The 25,832-nt window shown below is 63.5% G+C and carries 26 protein-coding genes; 12 read left to right on the top strand and 14 right to left on the bottom strand.

Annotation, left to right across the window (positions count from 1 at the left end):
• Positions 1-31: 31 nt before the first annotated feature.
• The 3 genes from BBD46_RS05290 to BBD46_RS05280 all read right to left on the bottom strand — a co-directional run bounded on the left by BBD46_RS05290 (position 32) and on the right by BBD46_RS05280 (position 2,397).
• Positions 32-1,513: a DUF402 domain-containing protein gene (locus BBD46_RS05290; RefSeq protein ID WP_071400700.1), complete on the bottom strand. Its 1,482-nt coding sequence runs from the start codon at positions 1,511-1,513 to the stop codon at positions 32-34.
• A gap of 94 nt (positions 1,514-1,607) precedes the next feature.
• The gene (locus BBD46_RS05285; protein WP_071400699.1) at positions 1,608-1,991 is read right to left on the bottom strand and encodes a DUF7532 family protein; all 384 of its coding nucleotides are present in this window, start codon (positions 1,989-1,991) and stop codon (positions 1,608-1,610) included.
• 220 nt (positions 1,992-2,211) lie between these two features.
• Entirely contained in the window at positions 2,212-2,397 is a 186-nt protein-coding gene (locus BBD46_RS05280) for a hypothetical protein (RefSeq protein ID WP_071400698.1), read from the bottom strand.
• Between the two features lie 130 nt (positions 2,398-2,527).
• On the opposite strand from BBD46_RS05280, the gene BBD46_RS05275 reads away from it, so the two are divergent.
• Together BBD46_RS05275 and BBD46_RS05270 are read left to right on the top strand one after the other, a co-directional pair.
• Positions 2,528-3,541: a PrsW family intramembrane metalloprotease gene (locus tag BBD46_RS05275; protein ID WP_071400697.1), complete on the top strand. Its 1,014-nt coding sequence runs from the start codon at positions 2,528-2,530 to the stop codon at positions 3,539-3,541.
• A gap of 108 nt (positions 3,542-3,649) precedes the next feature.
• Positions 3,650-4,000, top strand: a complete 351-nt coding sequence (locus tag BBD46_RS05270; RefSeq protein ID WP_071400696.1) for a hypothetical protein — start codon at positions 3,650-3,652, stop codon at positions 3,998-4,000.
• 63 nt (positions 4,001-4,063) lie between these two features.
• Here the strand turns inward: BBD46_RS05270 and BBD46_RS05265 are convergent, their stop codons facing one another.
• Positions 4,064-4,678 (bottom strand): riboflavin synthase, encoded by a 615-nt coding sequence (locus BBD46_RS05265; RefSeq protein ID WP_071400695.1) that lies wholly within the window; start codon positions 4,676-4,678, stop codon positions 4,064-4,066.
• Between the two features lie 123 nt (positions 4,679-4,801).
• Here BBD46_RS05265 and BBD46_RS05260 point away from each other — a divergent pair, with 123 nt between their 5' ends.
• The 3 genes from BBD46_RS05260 (at position 4,802) to BBD46_RS05250 (ending at position 5,777) form a co-directional block, all read left to right on the top strand.
• On the top strand, positions 4,802-5,098 hold the full coding sequence (locus BBD46_RS05260; protein ID WP_071400694.1) for a DUF7533 family protein: 297 nt from the start codon (positions 4,802-4,804) through the stop codon (positions 5,096-5,098).
• Positions 5,098-5,277: a hypothetical protein gene (locus tag BBD46_RS05255; RefSeq protein ID WP_071400693.1), complete on the top strand. Its 180-nt coding sequence runs from the start codon at positions 5,098-5,100 to the stop codon at positions 5,275-5,277. The genes BBD46_RS05260 and BBD46_RS05255 overlap by 1 nt, the downstream gene beginning before the upstream one ends.
• Positions 5,278-5,459: 182 nt before the next feature.
• Positions 5,460-5,777 (top strand): RPA12/RPB9/RPC11 RNA polymerase family protein, encoded by a 318-nt coding sequence (locus BBD46_RS05250; protein WP_049912480.1) that lies wholly within the window; start codon positions 5,460-5,462, stop codon positions 5,775-5,777.
• A gap of 181 nt (positions 5,778-5,958) precedes the next feature.
• Here BBD46_RS05250 and BBD46_RS05245 read toward each other — a convergent pair whose 3' ends face one another.
• The 4 genes from BBD46_RS05245 to BBD46_RS05235 form a co-directional block, all read right to left on the bottom strand.
• The gene (locus BBD46_RS05245) at positions 5,959-7,194 is read right to left on the bottom strand and encodes a M24 family metallopeptidase (RefSeq protein ID WP_071400692.1); all 1,236 of its coding nucleotides are present in this window, start codon (positions 7,192-7,194) and stop codon (positions 5,959-5,961) included.
• 15 nt (positions 7,195-7,209) lie between these two features.
• On the bottom strand, positions 7,210-9,075 hold the full coding sequence (locus tag BBD46_RS05240; RefSeq protein ID WP_071400691.1) for a UvrD-helicase domain-containing protein: 1,866 nt from the start codon (positions 9,073-9,075) through the stop codon (positions 7,210-7,212).
• 154 nt (positions 9,076-9,229) lie between these two features.
• Positions 9,230-9,388 (bottom strand): DUF7563 family protein, encoded by a 159-nt coding sequence (locus BBD46_RS22545; protein ID WP_169331418.1) that lies wholly within the window; start codon positions 9,386-9,388, stop codon positions 9,230-9,232.
• A gap of 306 nt (positions 9,389-9,694) precedes the next feature.
• A complete protein-coding gene (locus BBD46_RS05235) occupies positions 9,695-9,880 on the bottom strand; it encodes an HVO_0416 family zinc finger protein (protein ID WP_071400849.1) in 186 nt (61 codons plus the stop codon).
• A 202-nt stretch (positions 9,881-10,082) separates the two neighbouring features.
• Here BBD46_RS05235 and ubaA point away from each other — a divergent pair, with 202 nt between their 5' ends.
• Positions 10,083-10,919 carry an SAMP-activating enzyme E1 gene (gene ubaA / locus BBD46_RS05230; RefSeq protein WP_071400690.1) on the top strand — a complete coding sequence of 279 codons (837 nt, stop codon included), beginning with the start codon at positions 10,083-10,085 and terminating at the stop codon, positions 10,917-10,919.
• A gap of 22 nt (positions 10,920-10,941) precedes the next feature.
• On the opposite strand, the gene BBD46_RS05225 is transcribed toward ubaA, so the two are convergent.
• The 4 genes from BBD46_RS05225 to BBD46_RS05210 form a co-directional block, all read right to left on the bottom strand.
• Positions 10,942-11,946 carry a hypothetical protein gene (locus BBD46_RS05225; RefSeq protein ID WP_071400689.1) on the bottom strand — a complete coding sequence of 335 codons (1,005 nt, stop codon included), beginning with the start codon at positions 11,944-11,946 and terminating at the stop codon, positions 10,942-10,944.
• Positions 11,947-12,000: 54 nt separating this feature from the next.
• The gene (locus tag BBD46_RS05220) at positions 12,001-12,786 is read right to left on the bottom strand and encodes an SDR family oxidoreductase (RefSeq protein WP_071400688.1); all 786 of its coding nucleotides are present in this window, start codon (positions 12,784-12,786) and stop codon (positions 12,001-12,003) included.
• A 155-nt stretch (positions 12,787-12,941) separates the two neighbouring features.
• A complete protein-coding gene (locus BBD46_RS05215; protein WP_071400687.1) occupies positions 12,942-13,406 on the bottom strand; it encodes a Tfx family DNA-binding protein in 465 nt (154 codons plus the stop codon).
• 481 nt (positions 13,407-13,887) lie between these two features.
• Positions 13,888-14,409: a TRAM domain-containing protein gene (locus BBD46_RS05210; protein ID WP_071400686.1), complete on the bottom strand. Its 522-nt coding sequence runs from the start codon at positions 14,407-14,409 to the stop codon at positions 13,888-13,890.
• A 271-nt stretch (positions 14,410-14,680) separates the two neighbouring features.
• Between BBD46_RS05210 and BBD46_RS05205 the strand changes: the two genes are divergently transcribed.
• From BBD46_RS05205 to BBD46_RS05185, 5 genes are all read left to right on the top strand, one after another.
• Positions 14,681-15,472, top strand: a complete 792-nt coding sequence (locus BBD46_RS05205; protein ID WP_071400685.1) for an electron transfer flavoprotein subunit beta/FixA family protein — start codon at positions 14,681-14,683, stop codon at positions 15,470-15,472.
• Positions 15,469-16,422, top strand: a complete 954-nt coding sequence (locus BBD46_RS05200; RefSeq protein ID WP_071400684.1) for an electron transfer flavoprotein subunit alpha/FixB family protein — start codon at positions 15,469-15,471, stop codon at positions 16,420-16,422. Before BBD46_RS05205 ends, BBD46_RS05200 begins: the two co-directional genes overlap by 4 nt.
• Before the next feature lie 226 nt (positions 16,423-16,648).
• Complete coding sequence (locus BBD46_RS05195) at positions 16,649-17,923, top strand: ABC transporter substrate-binding protein (RefSeq protein WP_071400683.1); 1,275 nt, start codon at positions 16,649-16,651, stop codon at positions 17,921-17,923.
• Positions 17,923-20,469: a methyl-accepting chemotaxis protein gene (locus BBD46_RS05190; protein WP_071400682.1), complete on the top strand. Its 2,547-nt coding sequence runs from the start codon at positions 17,923-17,925 to the stop codon at positions 20,467-20,469. Before BBD46_RS05195 ends, BBD46_RS05190 begins: the two co-directional genes overlap by 1 nt.
• Positions 20,470-20,690: 221 nt before the next feature.
• The gene (locus BBD46_RS05185) at positions 20,691-21,533 is read left to right on the top strand and encodes a polyprenyl synthetase family protein (RefSeq protein WP_071400681.1); all 843 of its coding nucleotides are present in this window, start codon (positions 20,691-20,693) and stop codon (positions 21,531-21,533) included.
• 57 nt (positions 21,534-21,590) lie between these two features.
• Here the strand turns inward: BBD46_RS05185 and BBD46_RS05180 are convergent, their stop codons facing one another.
• Positions 21,591-22,712, bottom strand: coding sequence for a DUF373 family protein (locus BBD46_RS05180; protein ID WP_071400680.1), 1,122 nt, complete (start codon positions 22,710-22,712; stop codon positions 21,591-21,593).
• A 240-nt stretch (positions 22,713-22,952) separates the two neighbouring features.
• Here BBD46_RS05180 and BBD46_RS05175 point away from each other — a divergent pair, with 240 nt between their 5' ends.
• Positions 22,953-23,948, top strand: a complete 996-nt coding sequence (locus tag BBD46_RS05175) for a radical SAM protein (protein WP_071400679.1) — start codon at positions 22,953-22,955, stop codon at positions 23,946-23,948.
• 363 nt (positions 23,949-24,311) lie between these two features.
• Here the strand turns inward: BBD46_RS05175 and BBD46_RS05170 are convergent, their stop codons facing one another.
• Entirely contained in the window at positions 24,312-25,649 is a 1,338-nt protein-coding gene (locus tag BBD46_RS05170; RefSeq protein ID WP_071400678.1) for a helix-turn-helix transcriptional regulator, read from the bottom strand.
• Positions 25,650-25,832 lie beyond the last annotated feature (183 nt).

Here is a 25,832-nt window from a genome sequence, read left to right as displayed (position 1 = left end):
CCGGCGTTCGGGGCGACCTCCGGTGGTCGCGCTATTTCGAAAGCGCCCGTTCGACGGCAGTCGCAACGTGCTGTGCCTTCTCGCCGAGTTCGGTCGAGACCACACCATCTTCGATGGCAGCCTCGAGTTCGTCCTCGTCCACGATTTCGACCTCGCCGTCCGGCCGTCGGACCACGTCGACGTAGAGGTCGACGTACCGGACCGTGTCGGGAAACAGTTCGACGGGCGTGCAGACGTTGACGTAGGTCCCCTTCGACGAGCCGTCGGCGCTCTTGTACGTCGTCGGGTACCACCAGCGCCCCTCGCGGAACTTCGTCACCGCGGTGTCGCCGTCCTCCTTGGGCGTTCCGAGGGCGTCGTAGCTGCCGCCGCCGCCCATCGAGCGCTCGAGTGTGACCTTCCCCGCAGGGTCCCACTCAGTCACGTCGCCGTAGCCGAGTGAGATCAGTCTCCCGTCGGGTTTGCCGTGGCCGATCTCGAGTCGGTCGCCGGAGAGCGGCCCGAACTGTCGGGAGACGGCGTCGAACGGGAACGCGTCCTCGCCGCTCTCGAGTTCGTCGACGACCGAGCCACAGACGGCCTCCGCGAAATCGACAGCCGAACTCGCCGCCCTGTCTGCGGCCTTGGTTCGGTGATGACCCGGCATCGTCGTCTCGACGGCGCGGCGGGCCTCATCCAGCGCGAAGCGAGAATCGCGGCCGAACCAGAGCCACTCCGTTGCTCGGGGGGCGGCGAGCAGTCCTGGCTCGCCCGGTTCCTCGGGTGCGTCCGCGAGATCGGACTCGAGTGCGCGTGCGCGTTCGGCGACGGACTCGAGTGCGGTTTCCATCGCGCCGAGATCTGCATCGGTTGCGGCGTGTTGCCAGCGTAGTCCCCAGCCCTGCGGAAGGTCGACTGAGAGCAGGTCGGTCATGCCGACGAGTTCGTCGGCGCGCTCGCCGCGGAGTGCGGCCGAGACGCCGGTGCGGTCCTGCGAGAGGGTACAGAGGCCGCTGCGAACGGCGAGTGTCGGCTCGACTCGCGGCTGGTCGTCGTCCCACGGCGGGGTGGGTTCGGTGACCTGCACGCGATAGCGGTTGCCCTCGTCGACGTAGCCGTCGACGTCGTCGTATTTGAGATAGCCCCGCTGTCCGTCACCGAGGTCGACGACGGCACCGCTCCCGCCCGCCGCGTCGATCACTTCGGCGTCGAGGATAGCGCCGCGGGGAACCATGGACTCCCAGCGGAAGGTATCGATCGCGAGGCCGGCGAGGTCTGCGGCCACCAGTTCGACTGCGTCAGCGCTGCCCGACACGCCAACGCCCTGCCGGTCGCGGGTCGTCTCAACCGCTGCGTCAGCCGGTGCGGTCTCGAACGCTTGGTCGAAGCGCTCGCGGATGGGGTCGGAGGCCTGGACGACGCTGAAAGTGGCCTCTTCGCTCGTCTCGAGGAGGTGTGTTACAGCCGTCGTGTAGATGCCGCGGACGCGAACCGTCGTCTCCGTGGCGTCAGAACTGGCGTCGGTGTCCGTCACAGTCGCCCCTCCGTTACTGGTCGATCACAGTTGCACCCGCAGTCGTACTCGCATCCGAACTCGAGTACGCGATGAGCGTCAGCGCGCACGGCGATCACCGCAGCGTCTCGCGATCAGCGGCGAACCGAACGCGGTCGTTGATCGTCGGACCGAGCGTGAGTTCGACGTAGTCGTCCTCGGCGTCGAGGATTCGGCCGTCCTCGACGTAGACGCCCCACGTGTCGAAGCGCAGCCAGCCACGCATCTCAGCCGCGTGGGTCGTGATGTCGGCGTAATCGACGCTGTGTTCGGGATAGTCGGACGCGGAGTGGGCCATGTCCATATCCGAGTAGACGGTGTCGTGCTCGTCGAAGAAGGACTCGAGTGCGGCCGCGTCGTCGGCGACGGCTTCGGCGACGGCGTCGGAGGCCGCCTGCAGCTCGTCGGTTTCAAGGCCGACGGCTCGAAGCGCCTGCTGTGTTCGCTGGTCGAAGTGCATGGGTGTGCGTTCGCACGGGGGGGCTTTGTGGATTCCGAGTCCTTCTGTGGTCGTCGTTGTGGTTGTGGTCGTCGTTGTGGTTGTAGTTGGAGTTGGAGTTGGAGATCACTGATGGCCGTCCGTTCTCGTCTGCGGCTGAGAGGAAACAGAACTGTGCTGCTGCTGGTCGCTGGCGGGAAAGCGGCAGAAAGAGCGGTATAGACAGAACTGGAAACGACGCTCAGTCGTCGGCAGGAAGACGATCAGCCGGCTTCGAGGGTGTGATTGCGTCCTGGGGCGATTCCTCGGTATCGGTCTCGATGGTGGCTTCGGTATTGGTGTCGGTGTCAGTGTCGGTCATCGGTGTTCGTTCCCCATCCGGATTTGGCGGTGCGGTGTAGTGGAACCCGCGGCGTGAATTGTGCATAGCTATCTGTCCTCATGGGTGAATCAGTATAAGCGTCGCCCTTATACGAACATGATAATAAGTATCATTCTAGGATTGGAAGAACGTCCAACGCCCAACGCTTACCAGTGGGTGTGTTGTACGCTTGCACATGCAGCGTCGCCGTGACCCGGTCGAACGAGCGGACGAGGAGTCGCGAGACCTCTACGATGTCTCGACGTGGGAGCCGCGATCTGCTGTCGATCACCTCGCGTACTCCGTCTACAATGCGATCAACTACGGGTTGCAGACGATCGTCCTCGCCGTCGCAGTCGTCATCACGCTATTCTTGCTCATCCAGCCGGCGATTCTGGTGCTCGAGGCCCCATCACTCGCTGTCTTCTTCGGACTCTCGGTCGTTCCTGCCGGCCTGCTCGCCGCGTTCATCTGGTACTCGGATATTACGGAGAGCGAGCCACTCAGCCTGCTCGTCGCGACGTTCGTCCTCGCTGTCCTCTTTGCGACGTTCGCCGCGGTCGTCAACTCCGTCGTGGGGCCACGACTCGAGGCGATTCCGATCATCGGAACGGCGCTCTTTTTCTACCTGATCGTCGGCCCGGTCGAGGAGACGGTGAAACTGCTCGCCGTTCGCGTCTTTGCCTATCGGAGTGAGACGTTCGACGCGGTGATCGTGGGCGCAGTGTACGGTGCTGTGGCGGGCCTCGGCTTTGCGGCGATCGAGAACGCGATCTACATCGCCAGCACGGTCGCAGAGGCGCAAGCGGAGGTCGGCACCGTGTCGGCGGCGACCGGTATCGCGACCGTCCGCGCGCTCGTCGGGCCCGGACACGTCATCTATTCCGCCATCGCGGGCTACTACCTCGGTCTCGCGAAGTTCAACCGCGAGTACGCCGGCCCACTCGTGATCAAGGGGCTGTTGATCGCCGCGTTCGTCCACGGGACGTACAACCTGACCGTCGGCTTCGCACCGGCTCTCATCGTCGCAGTCACACCACTCGGACCTGGAGTGGCCTTCATCAGCTACGTCATCGGCTTCAACCTGCTCATCGGCTACTACCTCTACCGGAAAATCGTTCGTTACCGTCGCACGTACCGCGCGGTCCGAGATGACACGTCAGGTCCACCAACGCCCGAACTAACGGAGTTCGACCCACCTCGTAGATAACACAAGCACACAGCGAACCAACAGAGTCAGCCACGTTCCCAGTACACACCGGTTGCCGAACCCGAATCAGCACAGTCACTATAACCCGGGAACAAGTAGGATCTCGTGATGGTCGCACTCATTGGATCGCTCGTCGCGTTCGTCGTCGCACTGCTCGTCGGTGGGTTGGCAATCTACGTCGGTGCCTCGATTATCGTCGGTATCGAGGACTACTCCCACGCCGTGGTCACCGCCATCGTCGGCGCACTCGCGTGGGCGCTGACGGCCTGGATTCCGCTCTTCGGCCTATTCATCGCGCTGCTCGCCTGGATCTGGGTCATCAACTGGCGCTACCCCGGCGGCTGGCTCGACGCCGCCCTCATCGGCGTCGTCGCCTGGCTCGCTGCGCTCGCCATCCTCTTCGTCCTCGATACGATTCTGGGGCTCGGTGTCGGCGCGTTCGGCGTGCCGGGTGCCTAACCGTTCCTAACGGGCCGCCGAGCAGTGATCAGTGATCGGCGATTAGTAATCAGTAATCAGTAATTAGTCGAACCGGGACTCGAGTAGCCGCTCGACGTACTTCGAGAGCACGTCGACTTCGAGGTGGATCGGATCGCCAACCGTTTTGTCCGAGAGCGTCGTCAGCTCGTAGGTCGTTGGAATGATGGCGACGGTGACTCGGTCCCGCCCGTCCTCAGACGGTTCTAGATCGGCGACGGTCAGGCTGATCCCGTCGAGCGTGATCGAGCCCTTCTCCACGACGTAGCGGCCGTACCCCGCCGGGAGTTCGAACTCGAAGAACCAATCCTCTTCGACGGATTCGATGTTCGAAACCGTCGCGACTGCGTCGACGTGCCCTTGCACGATGTGGCCGTCGAAGCGGCCGTCGGCCGGCATCGCCCGTTCGAGGTTGACCGTGTCGCCCTCCCCGAGGTCGCCCAGATACGTTCGCTCGACGGTCTCGGTCGCGAGGAAGACCTCGAACCACGCGCCATCGTCGTAGCGTTCGACGGTGAGACAGACGCCGCTGACGCTGATGCTCTGGCCGTGTGTTACTCCGGTCGCGACCGCGTCGGCTGCAATCCGAAGGCGGAGGCCGTCCTCGGTTCGCTCCCGACCGACGATGTCGCCGGTCTCCTCGACGATTCCCGTGAACATACTCGACGATACCAGCCGACGGATAAAGACATTCTGATCCCGATATGCGTTCCACTTCTGTGATGATGGGGTAGCGGGTGCTCGTCGCTGCCCTTTTGGTCTGTTCGGGTGTATCACCGCCACATGGCTGGGATCATCGATACGATCAAACTCGCCGGCGTCCTTATCCTCGCACTCCCCGCTGGGCTCGCCGGACTCGAGTTCGTCGTCGTTCGTGGCGATGCGGGCACGGGTGGAATTCTCATCGGGCTTGCAATCGGGCTCGTCGTCGTCGAGCGCTGGCTCACGATGCCCTCGGATGTGCCGGGTCTCGTGGCCAAGCGCGCGGCGGGCACCGTCATCGGAGATCCAGAGTCAGAGTCGGACGACGACACACCCACCGATTCGACCAGCGTTACGACCAACGATGAGGGTGACTGATGGCCGATCTGGTCGTTGCGGCACTCAGAGCCGGCGAACTCGTCGTCGACACCGCTGTCTCGGTATACGGTCGATTCCGGGGCGCTACTGCAGAGCAGAGCAGTGACGACCGGGCGTCCCCAGCTAGCGACGATGCACCCGCAGTAACTGATGCGGAGGAAGCCGACGAGGAGCAATAGCCCGCCGAAACGCAGCCAAGCGGCTTTGTTGACCCGTTCAATCAGTATCGGTGTCAGGCAAGGTCAAACGTTGCCTGTTGCCGCTTCGATAACGTAGTACAGTCAGCATGAGCAGTTGCCTGAAATCCACAACGGATCGGAAGTTAACACATATACTCGACAACCGTGTATTCCTCCGTTATATGCAATTCTGTGACGAGTGTGGTTCGATAATGCACACGGAGGACGACACGTGGGTGTGTCGCTCGTGTGAGAACGAGGAGCCGCGGGACTCACAAGCAGAAGCGGCGATGGCGACCCAGGATGGACAGCGAGACGACGGGGCACCCGCCGTGGCTGACGCGACCCAGGGCTCCGCCGAGACGATGCAGGAGCCCTGTCGGGCGGACGACTGTGACAGCGATCGGGCCTACTACGAGGTGATGCCGAAGCCGGGCGGCTCCTACGAGGTTCGGCTGTTCACCTGCGTCGAGTGTGGCCACAAGTGGCGCGAGTCCTGACGGCGCATCTCGCGAACCCCGCCGATTACATACGCACAGACGGCCACATCAGACTCGCACTCCCAGGGATACTCGGTCTCAGGTGGTGTCACACACCGACTCCAGACCAATGCCCCCAACGTTCTTGAGGGTATTGAGAATTTCAACAGAGCCAACCGAGCCAGTACGCAACGCGCCCAACCTACGACTCGCGCACCGTCTCCGGATCCAGCGACCGCGACAGCGGTGCCAGCCACTCCGGTCTCTTCCCATCCTGATCTTGGTCACGACCGCGTGCCAGCACATCCGCAATTCGGAGCCACACCCCCTCCTCGACGCGTACAGCCGACTCGAGTTGCACCACACTTCCCGGCTCGATTTCGCCGGTCAGTTTGCAGGGGGACTCGAGTGCCGCCAGTCCGACGCCCCCAACGCTCGTGTCGACGGCGTCGGCGTCTTCGAAGCCGAACGAACGGACTTCGGCCTCGAGGTCGGCTTCGACGGCGCCCACGGTTTCTGTGTCGGCGGTCAGCATGGCGCTGGCCGAGCGAAACGACTGGGTGGCGCCGACGTGCGCTCGGCGCTCGCGGCCGCCGTCGCCGTCGACGACGAGCGTCCTGACGAGGCCGCCGTGGTAGCCGCCGGGTTCGCGCGGTGCGGTTCGGATGACGATCGGATCGCCGGGGCGAAGCGGCGTGTCGGCTGTGTCGGCCGTCGACGGGATCCGTTCGGGGTCGCTCTCGGGACTGATCGCGGTGTTGCCGGCGGGGTACGCGCCGGCCGAAACGATCGCCTCGTCAACTTCGATCCGGAGGCGGTCTGGTGTGATCGGCTCGCCAGCATCATCGTCGCGAACTGGTTCGCTCGCATCATCGCCGCTAACGAGTTCGCCGTCGACGACCGCCGCGTCCGCGAGGACGGCGGCCGCCCGGCGAATGCCCGCACGGGCAGCTGCCTGTGCGGTCTCGATCCGCGCTCGCTCGCTCGCCGTCTTGTTCGCACGGGCACGCTCGAGTACGTCCGTCGAGGCCAGTGTGAGTCCGGCGTTTTCGAGATATAGTGCCGCATCGTGCGGGATCGTCGCAGGTGTTAGCACCGTCGCGGAGCCGTGGCGATCTGCGAGCGTCGATGCAAGTTGTGAGGCGGGGTGCGTCTCTGACTCACCTCGCCCCGGCTTTCGTGGTCGACTCCGGACCTCCCAGCGCTCGCCGTCGCACGAGAGCGCGATGAGGTCAGCATCCGCTGGCGAGAGGGTGTGCCGGTCATCGCGTACAGCCTCCTGTCCGTAACGGTCGAGACAGTACTGAATCGCTGGCTCACGTGCGAAGCCGACGTGAACGAACGCGGCGGCCTCTCGCTGTGTGAGCGCTTCGTCGATGAGCGCGATGCTGGTCGGTGTCGTCGCTGGTGAGTCGGAAGCGCCGTCGGTGTCTGTCACAGTCGCCTCCCAGACTCAGGGCGCTTCGGCCTCGAGTTCCTCGCCGCTCTCGGCAGGCTGCTGGGCCTCTTCGATGAGGTCCTCGAGTGGGGTCTCGGTGAGTTCGTTGTGGAGCAGGACGTCGATCGGCAACGTCGGCGCGCCGTCGACCAGGTTCTCGAGCATTACGAGGCGTTCGCGGGCGCGGGACATGCCGACGTAGAAGACGCGCCGTTCGTTGTCCGTCAGGACTGGGACGGGTGAGGTGGTCTTGGTGAACTCCTCGACGCCCGGGACATCCGTGGGGTCGTCGACCGTTGCGACCATCTGCTCGACGACCTTCTCGGTCAGGTCAGTGCCGACGATAACGTGGTCTGCCTCGCGACCCTTCGCGGAGTGAATGGTGCCGACGCGGACGCGGTCGGTGTCCATGCCGGCGTACTCGCCGATGGCGAAGTACGCGCGAATGCTCTTCTTCTGGAAGTTCGTCACTTTCCGCACCATATCGGATGCGGATTCGGGGCCGGGCATGAACGGCGCGTGGTCTTCGATAACCGACGCGGGAATCATGAGCTCCTGCAGGTCGTCGATACCGGCCTCCTCTTGGCGCTCGTCGATCGTATCGAACAGGTCGTCGCGCTCTTTGGTGCCGAACGCCGACTCCTGAAGCATGTCTGCGACACGCCGTGCCTGGAGTCCAGTTACGTCGTCACCGCGGTCGATCGCTTCGACGGCGCGGACGTACTGGGTAAGACGGTCGGTCCACATCCGCTGGTCCGTCAGCGACGTGAACGGGACACCCTCCGTGATGAACTCATCGATGAACTGGAACATCTGGTAGCGCGCCCGGAAGAGGATCATGATGGTGCCGTCGCCCGAGGCGAGGGTGCGCCGAACCATGCGGACGACGTCGAGCATCGAGGCGTTGCGCCGGGCCTCAACTGCGCCGCCTTCCTTGCGCGGCTTCAGGTCCTTGTCCTTCCGGTGCTCGATGTGGCGAATCTCCTGGTTGACCGCGTTGAGGACGTTCGAGGGCAGTCGGTAGGAGTTCGGCAGGATGATGTCCTCGTCGACTTCCTCCTCGAGCAGCAGGGCTGGGTCTGCGCCTTGCCAGGAGTAGACGACCTGGTCGTCGTCGCCGGCGATCAGCACCTGGTCCATGTGCGGTTTCCACTCCTCGTAGACGTCGTACTGCAGCGTCGTGATGTCCTGGAACTCGTCGATCACCAGGTAGTCGACGCTCGGGAGCAGCGAGCGCTGCTTGACCCGTTCGAGCATGTCGGCGAAGCCGATCTTGCCCTGTTCGCCCTTGTAGGAGCGCCACCCGCGGATGGCCTCTGGGACGTCGATCCGGTCGTCGTCGGAGGGCCAGGTCGGCGTGTACTTGTTGCCCTCCTGGGCGTGATCGTCGATCTCCGGCGGAAGGCGAACCTCCTCGTCGTCCCACTGGAACGGCACGTCGTACCAGTCTGATACCTCTCGGCGGGTTCGCTGGAGCCACTGACTCGTCGCGATAATCTTGTTTCCGATCGTCGTCGAACGAGCGGTCCGGCGGCCGGCCCCGCTGTACTCGTCTTCGAACTCGAGTCCGTACTCCTCGCAGAACTCCTCCTTGTCGGATTCACCGATGACGTCGCTTCGAGAGAGATCGAGAAGATCGTACGCCTTCGCGTGCATGGTACAGACGTTGCCTTGCAGCGCACGCGGGCTTTCGTCGAGTCGCTCTGCCAGCCGTTCGCGAATCTCCTGTGCTGCCGCTCGCGTGTACGAAACGACGAGGATGTCCCGGAACGTAACGTCGTCCTGCTCGAGAATCTCTTCGACGTGGTCGAGAAGCGCGGTGGTCTTCCCGCTCCCCGGTCCACCGAACAGCCGGGTCACCTTCGTCTCCGTGGTAGCCATTATCCCTGTTCAGGGTCGCGACACCCATAAGTCACGTGGGTTCTCCGCGACCGCGAGAGGGACTGTCTGCCGGCTCTGTCGGCGGTCTGGTCGCTCGAAAACGGTGGGGCGGTGTGACGGACGATTCAGGCGGTTCGTGATGAACGAAGCGGGATCACGTGTTTCGCGACGAACGGGCGGTTCGAACGTCGGCACCGTCGCGGATCTTGTCCTCACACTCCGGGCAGACGCGGGGATCGTCGACCCCCCGCGGCGTGAAGACGCGAGCGTATGCATCGGTTACGAAGTTCCCACAGTTCTGGCATTCCGGCATGATGCTTCTCGAATGACGTGTTGGAACGGACCACATTATAATTCTATCGCCATTAGATGGCGGAAATTACCGGAAGATTACCGAATTGGTCGGGTGCGAGGGTGTCGTGTAGCCAGGCGGTTCGAGTCGGTATCGTCGGGGAGAGCAGACAGTAGATAGCAGATAGCGGCAAACAGGACACCGGAACTGAATAGCAGGAGAGGAAGGCAATTGGGGGCCACTCAGTGGAATCATCCAACAGCGACACCGCTCTCGGATCGGAATCTCGGCGTCAAAAGAACGGAATCGGTAGCCGGGTATCGTCGCCTACCGTGTTGGCTCCCACCCACAAACGGTACAGGTACTCGCGGAGAGGTCGTGGAGACCGCTACATTCGGGACACTGTTTCTTGTTATACTCCTCCTCCCACTCGAGTGGTTCGACGGCGTGACCGCGGTCAGTGAGGAATTGATCGAAAACGTCGTCGCCGGCACCATTGGGTGCGGATGCCATGAGTGTGTCAAAGACATGCATGGTCTTAAGTGATGGGGTCGGTGAAGAGACTGCCGTTTCTTTGTAGAATCTACCTCAATACGTGAGTTGTAACCTGAAGGGAGAATACAATTGGTCGGTAACTGTCTGAATAGCCTATCACTTGTCAACAACGCTGTGTGCGACCCGCGGATTTTTCTCGCTCTCGCCCCAAACAGCGCCCATGAGCGACCTGCGCCTCGATGCGACCCAACTCGATCGCTACTCGAGACACGTAATCATGGACGAAATCGGTCCCGAGGGACAGCAACGGCTCCTCGAGGGCAGCATCCTCGTCGTCGGCGCGGGCGGACTGGGTGCGCCGGCGATTCAGTACCTCGCCGCGGCCGGCGTCGGCCGCCTCGGCATCGTCGACGATGACGTAGTTGAGCGCTCGAACCTGCAGCGGCAGATCGTCCACCGCGACGAGGATGTCGGCCGACCGAAAGTCGAGAGCGCGGCGGACTACGTGGCGGCGCTCAACCCCGACATCGACGTCGACGCCCACGAGACGCGTCTGACCGCTGACAACGTGGGCGACCTCGTCTCCGACTACGATCTCGTCCTCGATGCGAGCGACAACTTCGCGACGCGCTACCTGCTCAACGACCACTGTGTGCTCACGGAGACGCCGCTCTGTCACGGCGCAATCTACCGCTTCGAGGGGCAGGTGACGACGTTCACGAACGATCGGGGCGGCGACGCTGAGCCGCCGTGTTACCGATGTATCTTCCCCGAAGCACCCGAGCCCGGTACCGTTCCCGACTGTGCGACAACTGGCGTGCTCGGCGTGCTTCCCGGCACCGTCGGCTGTATCCAGGCCACCGAGGCCGTCAAGTACCTGCTCGGCAAGGGTGAGCTACTCGAGGGCCGCCTGCTGCTCTACGATGCGATGGACATGACGTTCGAGACGGTGGACGTGCACCCGAACCCGGCGTGCCCGGTCTGTGGCGACGAGCCGGCGATCCAGTCGGTCGAGGACGTCTCCTACGACGGGACGTGCCAGATTTCGGCTGACTGAGCTGTTTTCGCGGTTATCAGAGTCATCGACGTCGCGTTCTCACCGCATCGAACAGTTCGTCCAGCCCGACCAGCGCGACGCAGGAAACGAACGCGATCGTTCCGAGCTTTCCACCAGCACCCGTCAGCGCCGGCGTCACGGCAAGATACACGAGCCCGCAGAGCGCGCCGGCCGCACCTACGTGGGCCACCGTCAACCGCTCGGCACTCGACATCCCGACGAAGGAGGCACAGAACGCGACCGCAGCGAGCGTCGCACCGAGTTCGCCCGGCAGTGCGAGCGGGAAGCCGACGCCGGCAGCGACGCCGACGAGCCCCGAGCCCACGACCGGACCCAACTCGAGTTCCAGGCTCAGCAGGACGGTTGCAACTGCACCCACGACGGCGACCGGGACGACGAACTGGAGGAGTTCCCAGGCGGGCGCGCTCGGCGAGCCGTACTCGAGTCCGGTCAGTGCGACGGCCGCCACACACCCAAAGAGCGCGATGGTGCCGAGTTTGCCGCCGACGCCGCCGAAGGAGGCGGTCGTAGCGACGTACGCGAGCCCCGAAATCGCGCCGGCAACGGCGACGTACTCGAATCCCGGGAAGACTGCTGGAGAAGCCATCCCGACGAAGGAGCCACAGTAGATGGGCGCACCGACGCGCGGGAGGGCGAGTCCGGCGAGGAGGCCGACGAGCGCGGAGGCGAGCACCGGGCCAAGCTCAGCAACCACGCTCGCGCCGTAGGTGACGACCGCGCCGCCGGTGACGGCGAGCGCGTTCGTGGCGTCGGTTCGGTCGAATGCGTCAGTTTCCAGGGAGTCGGCGCTGAAGGCACGATTCCGTTCGGCGATGACCGCGACCGCGCCGACGAGGACGACACCGAGCTGGAGGCTGTACGTCCCGAGGTGGAGACTGTACGCCCCGAGGTGGGGACTATCCGTCCCACTCGGGAGGACAGACGGCGCGGCGTGGACGCTGGCGAGCAACACGGCGGGCGTCGCGAGGAGGGCGAGGAAGCCGGTGAACTGGACCGGGCGGTACACACGATCCAGTCGCTGGAGAGTGACCGAGAGCGTTACGGTTCCGCCACTCTCGCATCAACTCCGCAACAAGCCGCCGTCGATCGGCACCGACACACCGTTGACGAAACTCGCCCGCGGGCTCGCGAGGAACGCCACCACGTCGCCGAACTCGGCAGGTTCACCCAGCCGCTCCAGTGGAATTTCGGCCGCGAGTTCGGTGATACCCTCGTCGTAGTCCGCGTACGTGCCGCGCTCGACACCCGCCTCGACGAGTGCTTCGATCCGTGGCGTCTCGATCGTCCCCGGCATAACGGCGTTGGCACGTATCTCGGGTCCAAATTCGCGCGAAATCGTCTTCACGAGGCCGACGACGGCCCGCCGAACGGAGTTCGACAGCACCAGCCCGTCGGTTACCTCCCGCACCGTGGTCGAGGTGATACAGGTGATCGAGCCCACATCGGACTCGAGTAGCTGTGCGTGTGCTTCCTCGACCGTCCAGACAACACTCATCACCAGCAGGTCGTACGCCTGGTACCAGTCCTGTTCGTCCGTCCCCAGAAAGGTCGTACTCGGCGGCCCGCCCGCGGAGGTCACGAGGTGGTCGAGACCGCCGAACTCGTCGACGGTTCGGCGAACCAGCCGGGAGATTCCGTTCGGGTCGGTTAGGTCGCACTCGAGTGCGAGCACCTGGCCCGATCCCGCGTTGGCGAGATCGTCGCGGGCGGCCGCGAGCCGGTCGGCGTCGCGCCCGCAGATGGCGACGTGTGCGCCCTCTGAGGCGAGAGCGTGGGCGCTTGCGAGTCCGAGGCCACTCGAGGAGGCGGTTACCAGCGCTGCGTTGTCGTCGAGATCGAGGTCCATAGCGGCCCACACGACGCCAGTGACCAAATTGCTCGGGCAGGGGGATGCTGCGTCGGTGGTCGGCGAGGCGAGGTTGTGCGGGTGTACTCGAGTGGACTGAGGCAGGATTGAGTGTGGGTGTGGGTGTGAGTGTGAGTGTTATTGCGTGCGAAGCGCTACTCGCGCTCCTGATGGCGGACGCGAACCACACCTTCCGAGGTGACGCCGATGACGAGCGGCGAGGACACTTCGCGGCCGGTGACGGCGGCGCCGGCGGCGTCGCTAACGACTTTCATTAAATCCGGGGCGGTGTGATCGACCTTGACGCCGGCGTCGTCGCAGGCGTCGTAGACGAGGGTCGGCACGTCGTAGAGATCCGTTCCAGTGGGGACGCGAACGCGGACGGGAGCGCGAAGCGCCTCGGCGAAGGCGACCGTCTCCCTGGCTTTCTCGACGTTCTCTCGGGCGCTGGCCTCGATCGAGGAGACGTTCGCCCGCGAGGTCCCGAGTGCAGCGGCGATGTCCGCCTGGGAGATCCCGCGCTCGCGCAGGGCAAGCACCTGTGCCTGCCGGTCTGTGAGTATGCTGGTCTCGGCTTCGAAGCCAATTTCGGCGAGCAGCTCGTCCGCGTCGTCGATCATTGACACGGTAATCGCCCTCCATCGCAGTGGTGTACAGTTCGCTGGCTGGTCGCTCCGTCGTCGTAATTGCTCACGGCTCGCCGCTTTCGAGGACTGCCCGTTACCACTTGCGAACGTACCCGTCGTCCCATCACCGAGACTGCTTCGGGCGCGTTCCACTGTCGTCGCTCCGTCGTGCGGTCTGGTGTTCCCTGCACGCGCCTACTCATACCAGACCTCTAGCTGGGGGCAGGATGAAAGCTCTCCCGGTCGCGTGCGAGGTGCGGAATCCGTGCCGTTATATCCCGATTTTGCGGGCTATGGCGCTCTCTGGCGCGCACCCAGACCGTGCAGAACACAAGAACACAGTGGGCGAACAGAGCGCAGAAGCCAGCGAGCGAACAGAGCACAGAACGCAACAGGCGAAAAAAGACGGCCGCACGACTGTCCAGGTACCGACGCCGATCCCTCGAGACGGTGGTGTCTCGAGTGACCGTGTCGATCAGTTCCCCCAGAAGTTCTCGCGGCTTCCGAGGCGTTCGCGTCTCGACGACCGACTGCTGGTGGATTCGTCGTCCGCTCCGGCGTCAGCGTCCCCCTCGTCGCTGTCGCCGTCATTGGCGGTGCCATCGTCATCGGTGTCGGCATCCGCGTCTGCCGTATCGTCTTCGTCGTCGCCCTCCTCTTCGTCCATCGGGAGCAGTTCGAGCTCCTCCGCACGCGCGTGGTTGCTGTGGACGCGGGTAATTTCGACGCGGGCACGTGCTTCGGGGAGGACACCGTCGACCATCACGATGAAGCCGTCTTCAGTTCGTCCGACACCGGCGCCGCTTTCGTGCATGTCGACGACGTCGATGACGACCTCCTCGCCGGACTTGACCGGCTGGGTCTTCAGATCGTCGATCGGCTGGTTGTAGTGTTGGCACCACTCCTTGCCGCCGCGGTCGCCGTAGTGTTGACACCCCATCCCCGAGATTCGTGCTGAATAGCTCGGACAGTCGTCGGCTAGTGGACAGTCTGCCATGCGGTGTACTACCGGCGGTGTCGTTAAACCGTTTCCGTCTTGTACGCGCGAAATCGGTGCAAACGGCCGCTCTTCGCCACTCTTGCTGACCAGTCACTGTGTCGGTTTCTCTCCCGGCCACACACCCTGTCTGCGACCGATAGCTTCAGTCGCGTCCCCCCACGCTCCGTTTCAGTGCAAAACCGATACCTCCCAAATTATCAGTTGAACAGGGAGTCCAATACTGTGCGTTTCGAAAACGTTTACGGGTGTGACGTACGAGTGACGAACGATGAAAATCCTCGTTACGGTCAAAGAAGTTGCGACCGTCGAAGATGAGTTCGAAATCGAGGGGACTGAAATCGCAGACCAGTACCTCGGTGCAGACCTCAACGAGTGGGACGATTACGCCGTCGAAGAGGCCGTTCAGCTGCAAGAAGCTGGCGTCGCCGACGAAGTCGTCACGGTTACAATCGGCCCCGAAGACTGTGAACAGACCATCCGTCAGGCGCTCGCAAAGGGCGCAGACCGCGCGGTCCGCGTCTGGGACGACTCCCTCGAGGGCGTCGATCTGCTCGACGTCAACGCGAAGACGGAAATCCTCAGTGCCGTCGTCGAAGAAGAGGATCCAGACCTCATCCTGACCGGCGTGCAGGCCGGCGACGACAGCTTCGGCGCAACGGGCGTTGCCCTCGCCGAAGAGGTCGGCTACCAGTGGGGTGCCGTCGTCAACCACCTCGAGCACGAGTTTGACGGCGATGTCGCCTCAGTTCGACGCGAACTCGAGGGCGGTGTCGAGGAGCTCACGGATATCGAGCTGCCCGCCGCACTCACGATCCAGACCGGTATCAACGAACCACGCTACGCGAGCCTGCGCGGCATTCGCCAGGCCCAGCGCAAGGAACTCGACGTGAAGGGCCTCGCCGACCTCGGTGTCGACGAGAGTGCCGTCGATTCCGACCTGGAACTCACCGACATGTACGAACCAGAGAGCGAGAGCGACGTGACCGTCTGGGAAGGCAGTGCCGACGACACGGCCGCAGAGTTGGGTGAACTGCTCCGCGAGAAGGGGGTGGCACCATGAGCGATGTCCTCGCAGTCACGGACCACCGCCGCGGCGACCTGCGCGACGTGAGCTACGAAATCATCACCGCGGGCCGCCAGCTTGCAGACGACACCGGTGGCGACCTCCACCTCGCCGTCATCAGCGGCTCCGTCGACGATTTCGCAGAGAAACTCAACCGCGACGGCGTCGACGCGATCCACACCGTCTCCCACGGTGAGGAGTTCAACCACGACGTCTACACGCAGACGATCACGCAGCTGTACGACGAGCTCGCACCGCAGTACGTCCTCACGCCGAACAGCGTCAACGGCCTGGACTACGCACCTGCCGTCGCCAACGAACTCGACCTCCCGGTTGTCACCGACACGATCGATCTGTCGGCAAACGGCGAGACGCTGACCGCGACCCGCGAGATGTACGGCGGCAAGGTCGAGACCACGAACGAACTCGAGGGCGACGCCGTCGTTACGATCCGCGAGGCCGAGTGGCCAACCGCGGAGGGGACCGGTGACGCCGCCGTCGAGGCGTTCGATGCAGACATCGACGAGGACGCGGTCGGCTCTACGGTCAACGGCTTCGAAGAGGTCGGCGGCGGCGACGTCGACATCAGCGAAGCGGACGTACTCGTCTCCGTCGGTCGTGGGATCGAAGAGGAGGAGAACCTCGACATTATCCGCGACCTCGCGGATGCACTCGACGCGACGGTTTCGTCTTCGCGTCCGATCGTCGACAACGGCTGGCTGCCGAAGAACCGCCAGGTCGGTCAGTCCGGAAAGGTCGTTACGCCGGATGTCTACATCGCGATCGGTATCTCCGGTGCCGTCCAGCACGTCGCCGGCATGAAGGGCTCCGATACGATCGTCGCGATCAACACGGACCCCAACGCGCCGATCATGGACATCGCGGACTACGCGATTCACGACGACCTCTTCGATGTCGTCCCAGCGCTGACCGAGCAGTTCCAGTGACCACGCGTCACTGCTAATCGTCGACGCGTTTTTCCACCGTTCTCATCGGACGTATTCGACGTATACCGTTTCTTCTAGCAATCACTCACACTGTGTGTCTCGGCTGGACCCCCGCTCACAGGACGGTCGAGGGTTCCGTTCGGGTTCTCTCTCGTGTCAGACAGATGTATGAACGTTCCAGTGACTGTACAGCAGAATTATAAACCAGTAATTTGATACCACGGATATGACGTTTCGACCGAAGCGACGGGAACTCCTGGTGGGGGCTGGTGCCGCGTCACTTGGTGGCCTGGCCGGGTGCCTTTCTGACGTTCCCGGGTACGAATCAGAGGTAGAGTCCGCCGACGCAGTTGGCGGAACGGATCGAACGCTCAGACTCGGTATTATGTCTCCGCTGAGTGGGGGGCTCGCGAACTTTGGGGAAACGACGCGCGACGCCGCGTTGTTGCCGATCGAACGGTTCGAAGACGAGGTTAGCCTCGATATCGACTACACGGTTGTCGATACGGAAACCTCGCCGTCGGCCGGCGTCCAGAGTGCCGCCGAACTCGTCGATGGTGGGTATCCGATGGTCAACGGCCCGCTGGCCTCCGACGTAACACTCCAGGCGACCCAGCAGGTGTTGATTCCGTACCGGGTCGTCAACTGTTCTGCGGGTGCAACGTCGCCGACGATCACGTCGGTGAACGACGCCGGTCTCGTCTTCCGAACGGCGCTCTCTGACTCGCTGCAGGCACTCGTCCTCGCCGAGCAGGCCGTCACGGACCTCGGCACGGAGCGTGCAGCGGTGCTGTACGTCGACAACGACTACGGCTGGCAGCTCACACAGGCGTTCTCGCAGGCGTTCGAGACCGACCACGGCGCGACCGTGACGGCCGAAGTGCCGGTCACCGAGGGCGCGGACTCCTACGACGATGCCATCGAGACGGCGATGGCGGACGACCCGGAACTGCTGATCGTCATCGGGTATCCCGATACCGGGGAGCAGCTATTCGACGATCTGGCCGCAACCGGCACACGGGACGATGTCGAGGTACTCGTCACCGAGGGGATGCAGGATGGCGGCCTTCACGAGTCGACTGACTCCTCGCTCGACGGCATCCGTGGCACCGCACCAATCGCCAGCGGACCGGGCTACGATACGTTCAGCGACCAGTACGAGAGCGCCTACGGTGACAGTCCGGGACTCTTCACCGCCCACGCCTACGACGCGACGGCGGCGCTGTTGCTCGCGAACGCCTACGCCGGCCAGAACGAGGGGACGGCGATCAGAAACGCGATGCAGGCCGTCACCTACAGTCCAGGGACGACGATCACGCCCGAGAACCTCGACGAAGGCCTCGAACTCGCCGCCCAGGGTGAAAACGTCGCCTACGAGGGCGCTTCGAGTTCGGTCACGTTCGACCAGCACGGGGACGTCCGCGGTGCGAGCTTCTCCTACTGGGAGTTCGACGAATCAGCAGACGGTGGTATCACGGAACTCGACCGGGTGAGCGCCTAATGTCGCTGCTCGCCAAACTCGTCCCGTCGTTCATCCGCCGACGATACCTGCTCAAGTTCGTCATCTCCATCCTCGCCGTCGTACTCATCATCGGTGCCGTCGGCGCTGTCAGCTACGCCGAAATCGACGACACCGTGCGAGCCGACTCGAACGAGCAACTCGAGTCGACCGCTGAACTTCAGGCCGATGGCATCGGCGACTGGGTCGAGTCGATGCACGTCCAGACCCGTACCGCGTCTGCGTCGCCGGGGACCCAGGACGACGACGTGCAGGCCGTCCAGGGAGCAATTGTCGAAGAACAGGCCCGAATGGGTGTCGACGTGCGGGCGATACACTACGTCGACACGAGCGAGGAGACCGTCCTCACGAGTACCGACGCCGAGATCCGCGACACCGACCTCGCTGCCGTCGACGATCCGTGGGCGGAGACGGACTTCGCCGGCGAACTCTCGTTCGACGAGGACGTCTGGCACTCCGAGCAGGCCTACGAGTCCGCCGCGCTCGACGACCAGGTGATGGCCTTCGCGAGTCCGGTCCCCGAACAGAACGATCGCGTCGTCGTCGTCATCGGGACACTCGAGTACCGTGTGGACCAGCTCCAGCAAGACGGTGCGGCCGGGTCGACGGCGATCGTTGACGACCGCGGGGACCCGATCTTCCAGACTGGACAGAGCGAACTCACCGCGACGACCGACGACGATGCCATCGAGGCGGCACTCGGCGGTCGCGCAAGCCAGGTCGAAGACGACGACGTGGTGCAGGCATATGTTCCGGTCGGTGACACGCAGTGGGTCGCGGTGACGACCGTGCCGACCGAACAGGCCTACGGCGTCGCGAGCGACGTTGGAACGAACGTCATCGCGATGGTGCTCGTGAGCCTGGTTGCACTCGGCCTCGTCGGTGTCGTGCTCGGCCGCCAGACGGTCGTGCCGCTCGCGGAACTGCGCGATCGGACGGAGTCGATGGAGAACGGTGATCTCGACGTCGACTTACAGACCTCGCGCATCGACGAGATCGGTCGCCTCTACGATGGGTTCGACAGCATGCGGACCTCGCTGCGAAACCAGATCGAGGAGGCCGAATCCGCTCGTGCGGACGCCGAGGAAGCCCGCGCAGAGACCGAGGCGATGAACCAGCATCTCGAGGCGAAAGCCGACGAGTACCGCGACGTAATGGAGGTCTGTGCCGAGGGCGACCTCACCCGACGGCTCGACCCAGAGAGCGAGAACGAGGCGATGACCGACATCGCCCACGCGTTCAACGAGATGGTCGAGGAGCTCGAGGCGACGACGGCTCACGTCAAGTCCTTCGCGAACGAGGTGGCCGTCGCCAGCGAGGAAGTCACGGCCAGCGCCGAAGAAGTGCGCTCTGCCTCCGGGCAGGTCAGTAACTCCATTCAGGAGATTTCCGACGGTGCGGACCGACAGAACGAGAACCTGCAGGCGGTCTCCGACGAGATGAGTGGCCTCTCGGCGACGACCGAGCAGATCGCTGCGTCCTCGAATCAGGTCGCAGATATCGCAGAGCAGACGGCAGAGACCGGCCGCTACGGCCGCGAAGCCGCACGCGACGCGATCGAGGGCATGCACGAGATCGAGGCCGAATCGACCGAGACTGTCGAGGCGATCGAAGACCTCACCGCGGAGATGGAACAGATCGACGAACTGATCGAATTCATCACCGAGGTCGCCCGCGAGACCAACATGCTCGCGCTGAACGCGAACATCGAGGCCTCGCGCAGCGGCGACGGCGACTCCCAGGGCGACGGCTTCGCGGTCGTCGCCGCCGAGGTCAAGGAACTCGCCGCCGACACGAAGGAGACGGCCGAGGACATCGAACAACGACTCGAACGGATCAACGACCGCACCGAGCGGACTGCGACGGAGGTCCAGAAGACGGCGGACAAGATCTCCTCGCACGTCGATGCCGTCGAGAACGCCGCAGGGGCACTCGACGAGATTGCCGACTACGCACAGGAGACCAACGACGGCGTCCAGGAGATTTCGGCGACCACCGAACAGCAGGCCGCCTCGACCCAGGAGGTCGTCGCGATGGTCTCGACCGCGACCGACATTTCCGATTCGACGGCGACCGAATCCCAGCGCGTCGCCGCCGCCGCGGAGGAACAGACCTCCGCCCTCTCGGAAGTCACCAAGAGCGCCGGCTCGCTCGCAAACCAGGCTTCCCAGCTCAACGAGATGCTCGACCGCTTCGAGACGGACGCTGACGGCGACGCGGCGGTCGACGACCTCGAGGATCTCGACACACTCGAGACCGGCGACGTGCTCGGCGGCGAGTACGACGACACCGGCGATGGCGATGCCGGGAATGGCGACGGTGCCGCACTCGAGTTCGACGAGAGCGTCGTTTCCCAAGCTGACACGGATGGGGCGGCTGCTGGCGACGGTGATACGAACGAGAGTGACAGCGAAAGTGAAGCCGAAGTTGACGGTGTCACTGACGCCACAGACGATGGTGACGGAAGCGGCGATGAACCGATCGCCGATCCGTTCACCTACGAGGAGGTCAGCGACGGCGATACCTAGACTGTCAGTTCACTGTCGAACTTCGGGTTGGTACCGTCGGGTTCGGTGACACTGCGTCACCTGTTTCGTGACTGTGTTGTGATCTCCGTCGTTCTCTCGTTGTACTGTCCTCTCGTTCCATCGTGCTCCCGAGGAACGACACACTCTCAAGGAACGGCACGGACTCACGCGCCATCTTCCGAACCGTCACGTACTTTTTGCCACCTGCCTAAACGCTGGCAATGGAACTGCTGGAGCGCCGGCGGGCGCTAATCGAAGAGCGACTTCACGAGGTCGTCGACGGTGTCGACCCGGAGGCGCTCAGCGACGAAGTTCGCCACGTCACGCTCTCCGGAGGCAAGCGCGTCCGACCCATGGTCACGATTCTCGCCTGCGAGACCGTGGGCGGGACCGCCGAGGAGGCCGTCGAGTTCGGCGTCGGCATCGAACTCGTCCACAACGCCTCGCTCGTCATCGACGACATCATCGACCGCTCGGAGTTGCGTCGTGGCACCGAAAGCGCCTGGGCCGAATTCGGCTACGGCCCGGCGATCATCACCAGCGACGGCCTCCTCGGGGAGGCCTTTGATCTCTTCGCGTCCGACCCCGACGCGATGCGCGTCGTCACCGAGTCGATGGTCGAACTCGGCGTCGGCGAAGCGACCGAACTCTCCGCTATGCCGTCGAACGAGGCGGAATACATGACACTCGCTCGCCGCAAGACCGGCGCGCTCTTTCGCGCCGCGGCCGAACTGGGTGCGATCGCGGCTGGTTCGGACGGGTTCACGGTCGAAGCCCTCGGCGAGTACGCAGAACGCGTCGGCATCGCCTTCCAGATCAGAGACGACGTGCTGGACGAGATTGCCGACGCCGAAGAACTCGGCAAGCCGACCGGCCACGACGCCGAGATGGACCGCCCCTCAGTCGTGCAGGTGACCGATCTCACGCCCGACGAAGCCAACTCGCGTGCGCGAGCGGAGGCCGACCGCGCGCTCGAGGCGCTCGACCGGGTCGAGGTCGCCGACCCGGAGGCAGAACTGTATCTCCGAGAACTCGCGGAGTTTGTCGTCGAACGCGAGCGATAGCGCCGGCACTAGCGTCATTATCTTCTCCGACCACAATCTCCACTCTGTAGCGACCACTCAGTGAGTCCGATCCGCCTTCGCTCGTTCCTCTTGCTCCCCCTTCGCCCCCGACAACCGCGACTCGACGATCGCAAACGCCAGCGTACTCACGATCCCCAGCAGCGTCCCCGCCGTCAGCGCCGCCGCGAGGAACGCAATCCCCGCCTCATCGAGGAAGAACGCACTCACCGCATAGAGGACGATCGCGATCGACAACACGTAGAACGGCGCGTTGAGATAGCGCCACTCGAGTGTCCCTGCGATGTACTCGTCGGTGATCTGGCCGAGGCTGGTTGTCACGCCCGCGGCGGCGATCCACTGGACGGAGCCATACACCAGCGCGGCGATCATGACGGGGACGCCGACGTCACCGGTCGCGTCCGCCTGCACCGACTCGAGCGTATTCATACCGCTCACACCGCCGAGGACGAACAGCGCCGCCGCGACGACGTACGCGAGCAGGGTCGTCCGTCCGGCGTACAGCGACCGGCGAGCGCGCTCGACGGCCGCGTCGAGTCGCTCGCCGAGTCCGAGCCCGCGGGAGATGAGGTAGAAGCCGAGCAGCGCCGACGTGGTCCCGAGCACGAAGCCGGGCATCTCGAGTGCGCTGCCGATCAGCGCGAGCGGGTAGATGAGCAACAGGATGCCAAGCGGGATCAGGATCGTTCCCCGCGTTTCGGGGTCGTCAAGCACCTGCTTGATGGTGTAGTACATCGACTCCAGGTTCTGGGCCTGTCTGACGACGACGCGGCGGACGCCGTCGATCGGCACGCGCGAACGGATGATCGGGATGACGGATTCGTCCTGTGCGCCGTCGGTGACGACGAGGGTGGTGACGTCCTCCGACGTCGAGAGGCTCGCGAGGACGGTGTCGACTTCGTCGCCGACTTCGCGGTTGGCGTTGACGTCGCCCTCGTCGTTGCCGGTGACGACGGCGACCTCGACGCTCTCGTCGCGTGCATCCAGGTCGTCGTAGATGTGCAGTCCCTGGAAGATGACGTTGACGTCAGAGTCCTCCGGGTCCGCAGTCGCGAGCGCGACGCCTGCCTCTTCGACGGGGTCGCGGCCGATAACCGGCGTCGAGAACCCGGTCTTGCGACCGAGGTCGTCGTCGAGGTCGACACACAGGACCAGCAGCATCGGGCGAATGTTTGTCGGGGCGGTATATGCCTTTTCTGGGCTGTCCGCGCTCGCAGTTACTCGCCTGTGCCACGCCGATAGCCAGCACATACTGCGGTCGGGAGTGGAAGCCAGGAATCGGGGACGACCTTGCCGTGGTCTCGGAACGCCGTGTGAACTACCAACACTATTCGAATCGACCGTCACAGCAGTCTGGATCCGTGCGGTTTTTGAACGCGCGCCGATAACCCAGTGTACTGAATGATCTCAAAGGGCTGTGAGCAGTGCGCGAAGGGTGGCAAGATGGTGCTGTTCGTTTACGGCTACTGCGACCAGCGCGACTGCTTTTACTGCCCACTTGGCGAGAATCGCAAGAACGTCACCGATGTCTACGCGAACGAACGCCGCGTCGAGTCCGACGAGGACGTCCTCGAACAGGCCTACCGAATGGACGCCCTCGGCACCTCGATCACCGGCGGCGAACCACAGGAGGCACTCGAGCGGACCTGCCACTATCTCGAACTCCTGAAAGACGAGTTCGGCGAGGACCACCACACCCACCTCTACACGGGTATCACGGGCGGCCGCGAGAACATGCGCAAACTCTCGGAGGCCGGCCTCGACGAAATTCGATTCCACCCGCCGTACGAGCTGTGGGGTGACCTCCACGGCACCGAGTGGGAGGACATCCTCTACATCGCCCGCGAAGAAGGACTCACCCCCGCGTTCGAGATTCCAGGCATCCGCGCAGAGGAGGAGTTCCTCGAGTTCCTCGATGAGGGCGCGGCGGACTTCTGCAACGTCAACGAGTTCGAGATGTCCCAGGGGAACTACCGCCGGATGCAAGAAGAGGGGTACGAACTCAAGGAGGGCCACATGAGCGCCGTCGACGGCTCCCGCGACGACATCCTCGACGTGATGGGCGACCACGAGCGCGTCTACTTCTGTACCTCCGTCTTCAAGGACGCTGCCCAGCACCGCCGACGACTGAAGCGCATGGCTCGTAACGTCCGTCGCGAGTTCGACGACGTCACCGACGACGGCACGTTGGTCTACGGCAAGACGTACACCGAACCGGAGCGCTTCATCGAACTCGGCGTTCCGGAGGAGTTCTACTCCGTTAAGTCCGAGCACGTCGAGGTCGCCTGGTGGCTCCTGGAGGAGATGATCGAGGAGGGTGACCTCGATGACGGCGAAATCGTCGAGCAGTACCCGAGCTACGACGGGCAGGTTGTCGAGCGAACGCCGCTGGCGTAGATCGTTGTCCCGCGAGCGAACGCCGGTAGTGTAAGTGTAACCACGACCGGTCCCGTTTCTTTCCGCTATCCAAGCCAGTTGACTGCATCGTCGTCCCAGTATACGCGAAGCAGCGAGTACGCACAGCCGGATACGAAAAGACCAGCTGCAACGATGCCGAAGGTTTCCATACAAACGACTGTGAGTCGCGCATGAAATACCTATCGGGCACGCTTTTTACTGTCTTCATACCGCCGGTTGCTTACTGCTTGCGCTCATTTCGGAGCCATCGTCAGCCGGTCATCGGTTGTCGCATCCAGCTACGACTCGGTCATCGTGTTCTCGATACCGCGCACCGAACGTATCGCGTACAAATCGAACCGCTCAGTCGATCTCCGTCGGATCGACTTCCGGCAACGTAATCAGATTCTCACGGCCGATCCGCAACTTCTCGATCTGTCCGTCGTCGTCCATCTGCGAGAGTAACTGCGACACCTTCGCGTTCGACCAGCCCGTCTCCGAGACGATCGCCGCCTGCTTCATCCGGCCACCGTTGCCCGCGAGCATCCGCTGTACCCGCTCTTCGTCGCTCAACAACTCTGGGTCGATATCCTCGTCTGCAGGCTCGGTGAACTCGAGTTGTGTGCCGTCGCCAGCGGTATTCGGTGGTGGTGATCCTGAGCCAGAGTCGGGTGAGCGGGTGGCGCTGCCCTGTGCGGGCTGTCTTGGGTCGGACAGAGTGGCTGTGTTTGTCTCTGTCTCTGTGTCTGCCTTCGCGTCTGCACTGTCGGTCTCTGTTGCCCCGATACCGAGGAGCGAAGCAATGTGTGGGGCTCCGGGGAGTGGGTCGTCCCGGCTGTACCGATAGGCAGCAAGGGCGCCAAACGCAAGGATGGCCGCAAGTAGACTGGCGCCAAGTACCAGTGGGAGCGAGAACCATGAAAGGGAACTACTCGGCTCGGCGCCACGCAGGAAGACGATTTCGAACTCGTCATCGCTGAACTCGTGATAGCCGTTCCAGGAGAGTTGTGTTGGCGTCTGCAACCCGTAGTTCGGTGGTGATTCGATGACCAGTCGCTGGCTCGCGCCGAGTGCAGTGATCGCGGGGCGGTCACTGTTACTCGTCTGGAGCGCGTCGCCGAGATAGATTCGATCACCATCTGTCTCTGCGAAGTTCGTCCAGGTGTACGTGTACGTAATAACGCCAATTTCTTCGTCGTGGGTGCCGTCGGGGTCGTCCGCTGTTTCGATGTCATCGTCGTACGGCCGAACGTCGTAGCCGTCCCAGCCAGCGCCGACGATCGACATCTCACGGTCGGTCTCGGCGTCAGCTATCGACACCTGGTTTCGAACGGCCTGTATCGGCGTCTCGGCGTGGCGTTCGCCGGCAACGACATCGGCAGCGAACTCCGTGAAGGCATCTACGTCGTCTTCGTCCTCGAGGACGAACCGGTACTCGTGACTCCAGTGAGCATCGCCATTGTCGCTCACGTTGAGCCGTATAATGTGATCAATCTCGGGGGAGTTCTGGTCCGAGGAGTCGACACTGGCCGGTGAAACCGCTGAGTGGACTGCTGGTTGCTCGAGTCCTGCCTGGGGGTCGGTATCTGGACCCGCAACAGGATCACCGGCAGCCGCAGTCGGCATCGCAACCACTGCACCGGAAGCGGCAGTGACGAGGAGGGCAACGAGGGTGAGTGTAACGGCGGTGGACAACCGCATACCTATCAACTGGTGGTTTCCCGGGGGAAAAAACCCTTTCCATCGACAAATAAAACGTTACCGACGGTCGTAAAACGTCTCCAGAGCGGACAACGACTGCTTACTGCAGTTCTGGGACGGTGAAAAAGATACTCCTACGTTTGAGAGGCGACAACTGTGCCGTGAATTGGCCTGAAATCAGTA

This window comes from Natrialba sp. SSL1, from assembly GCF_001861355.1.
In the GTDB taxonomy this organism is placed as follows: domain Archaea; phylum Halobacteriota; class Halobacteria; order Halobacteriales; family Natrialbaceae; genus Natrialba.
This window is presented reverse-complemented; position numbering and strand designations above follow the sequence as displayed.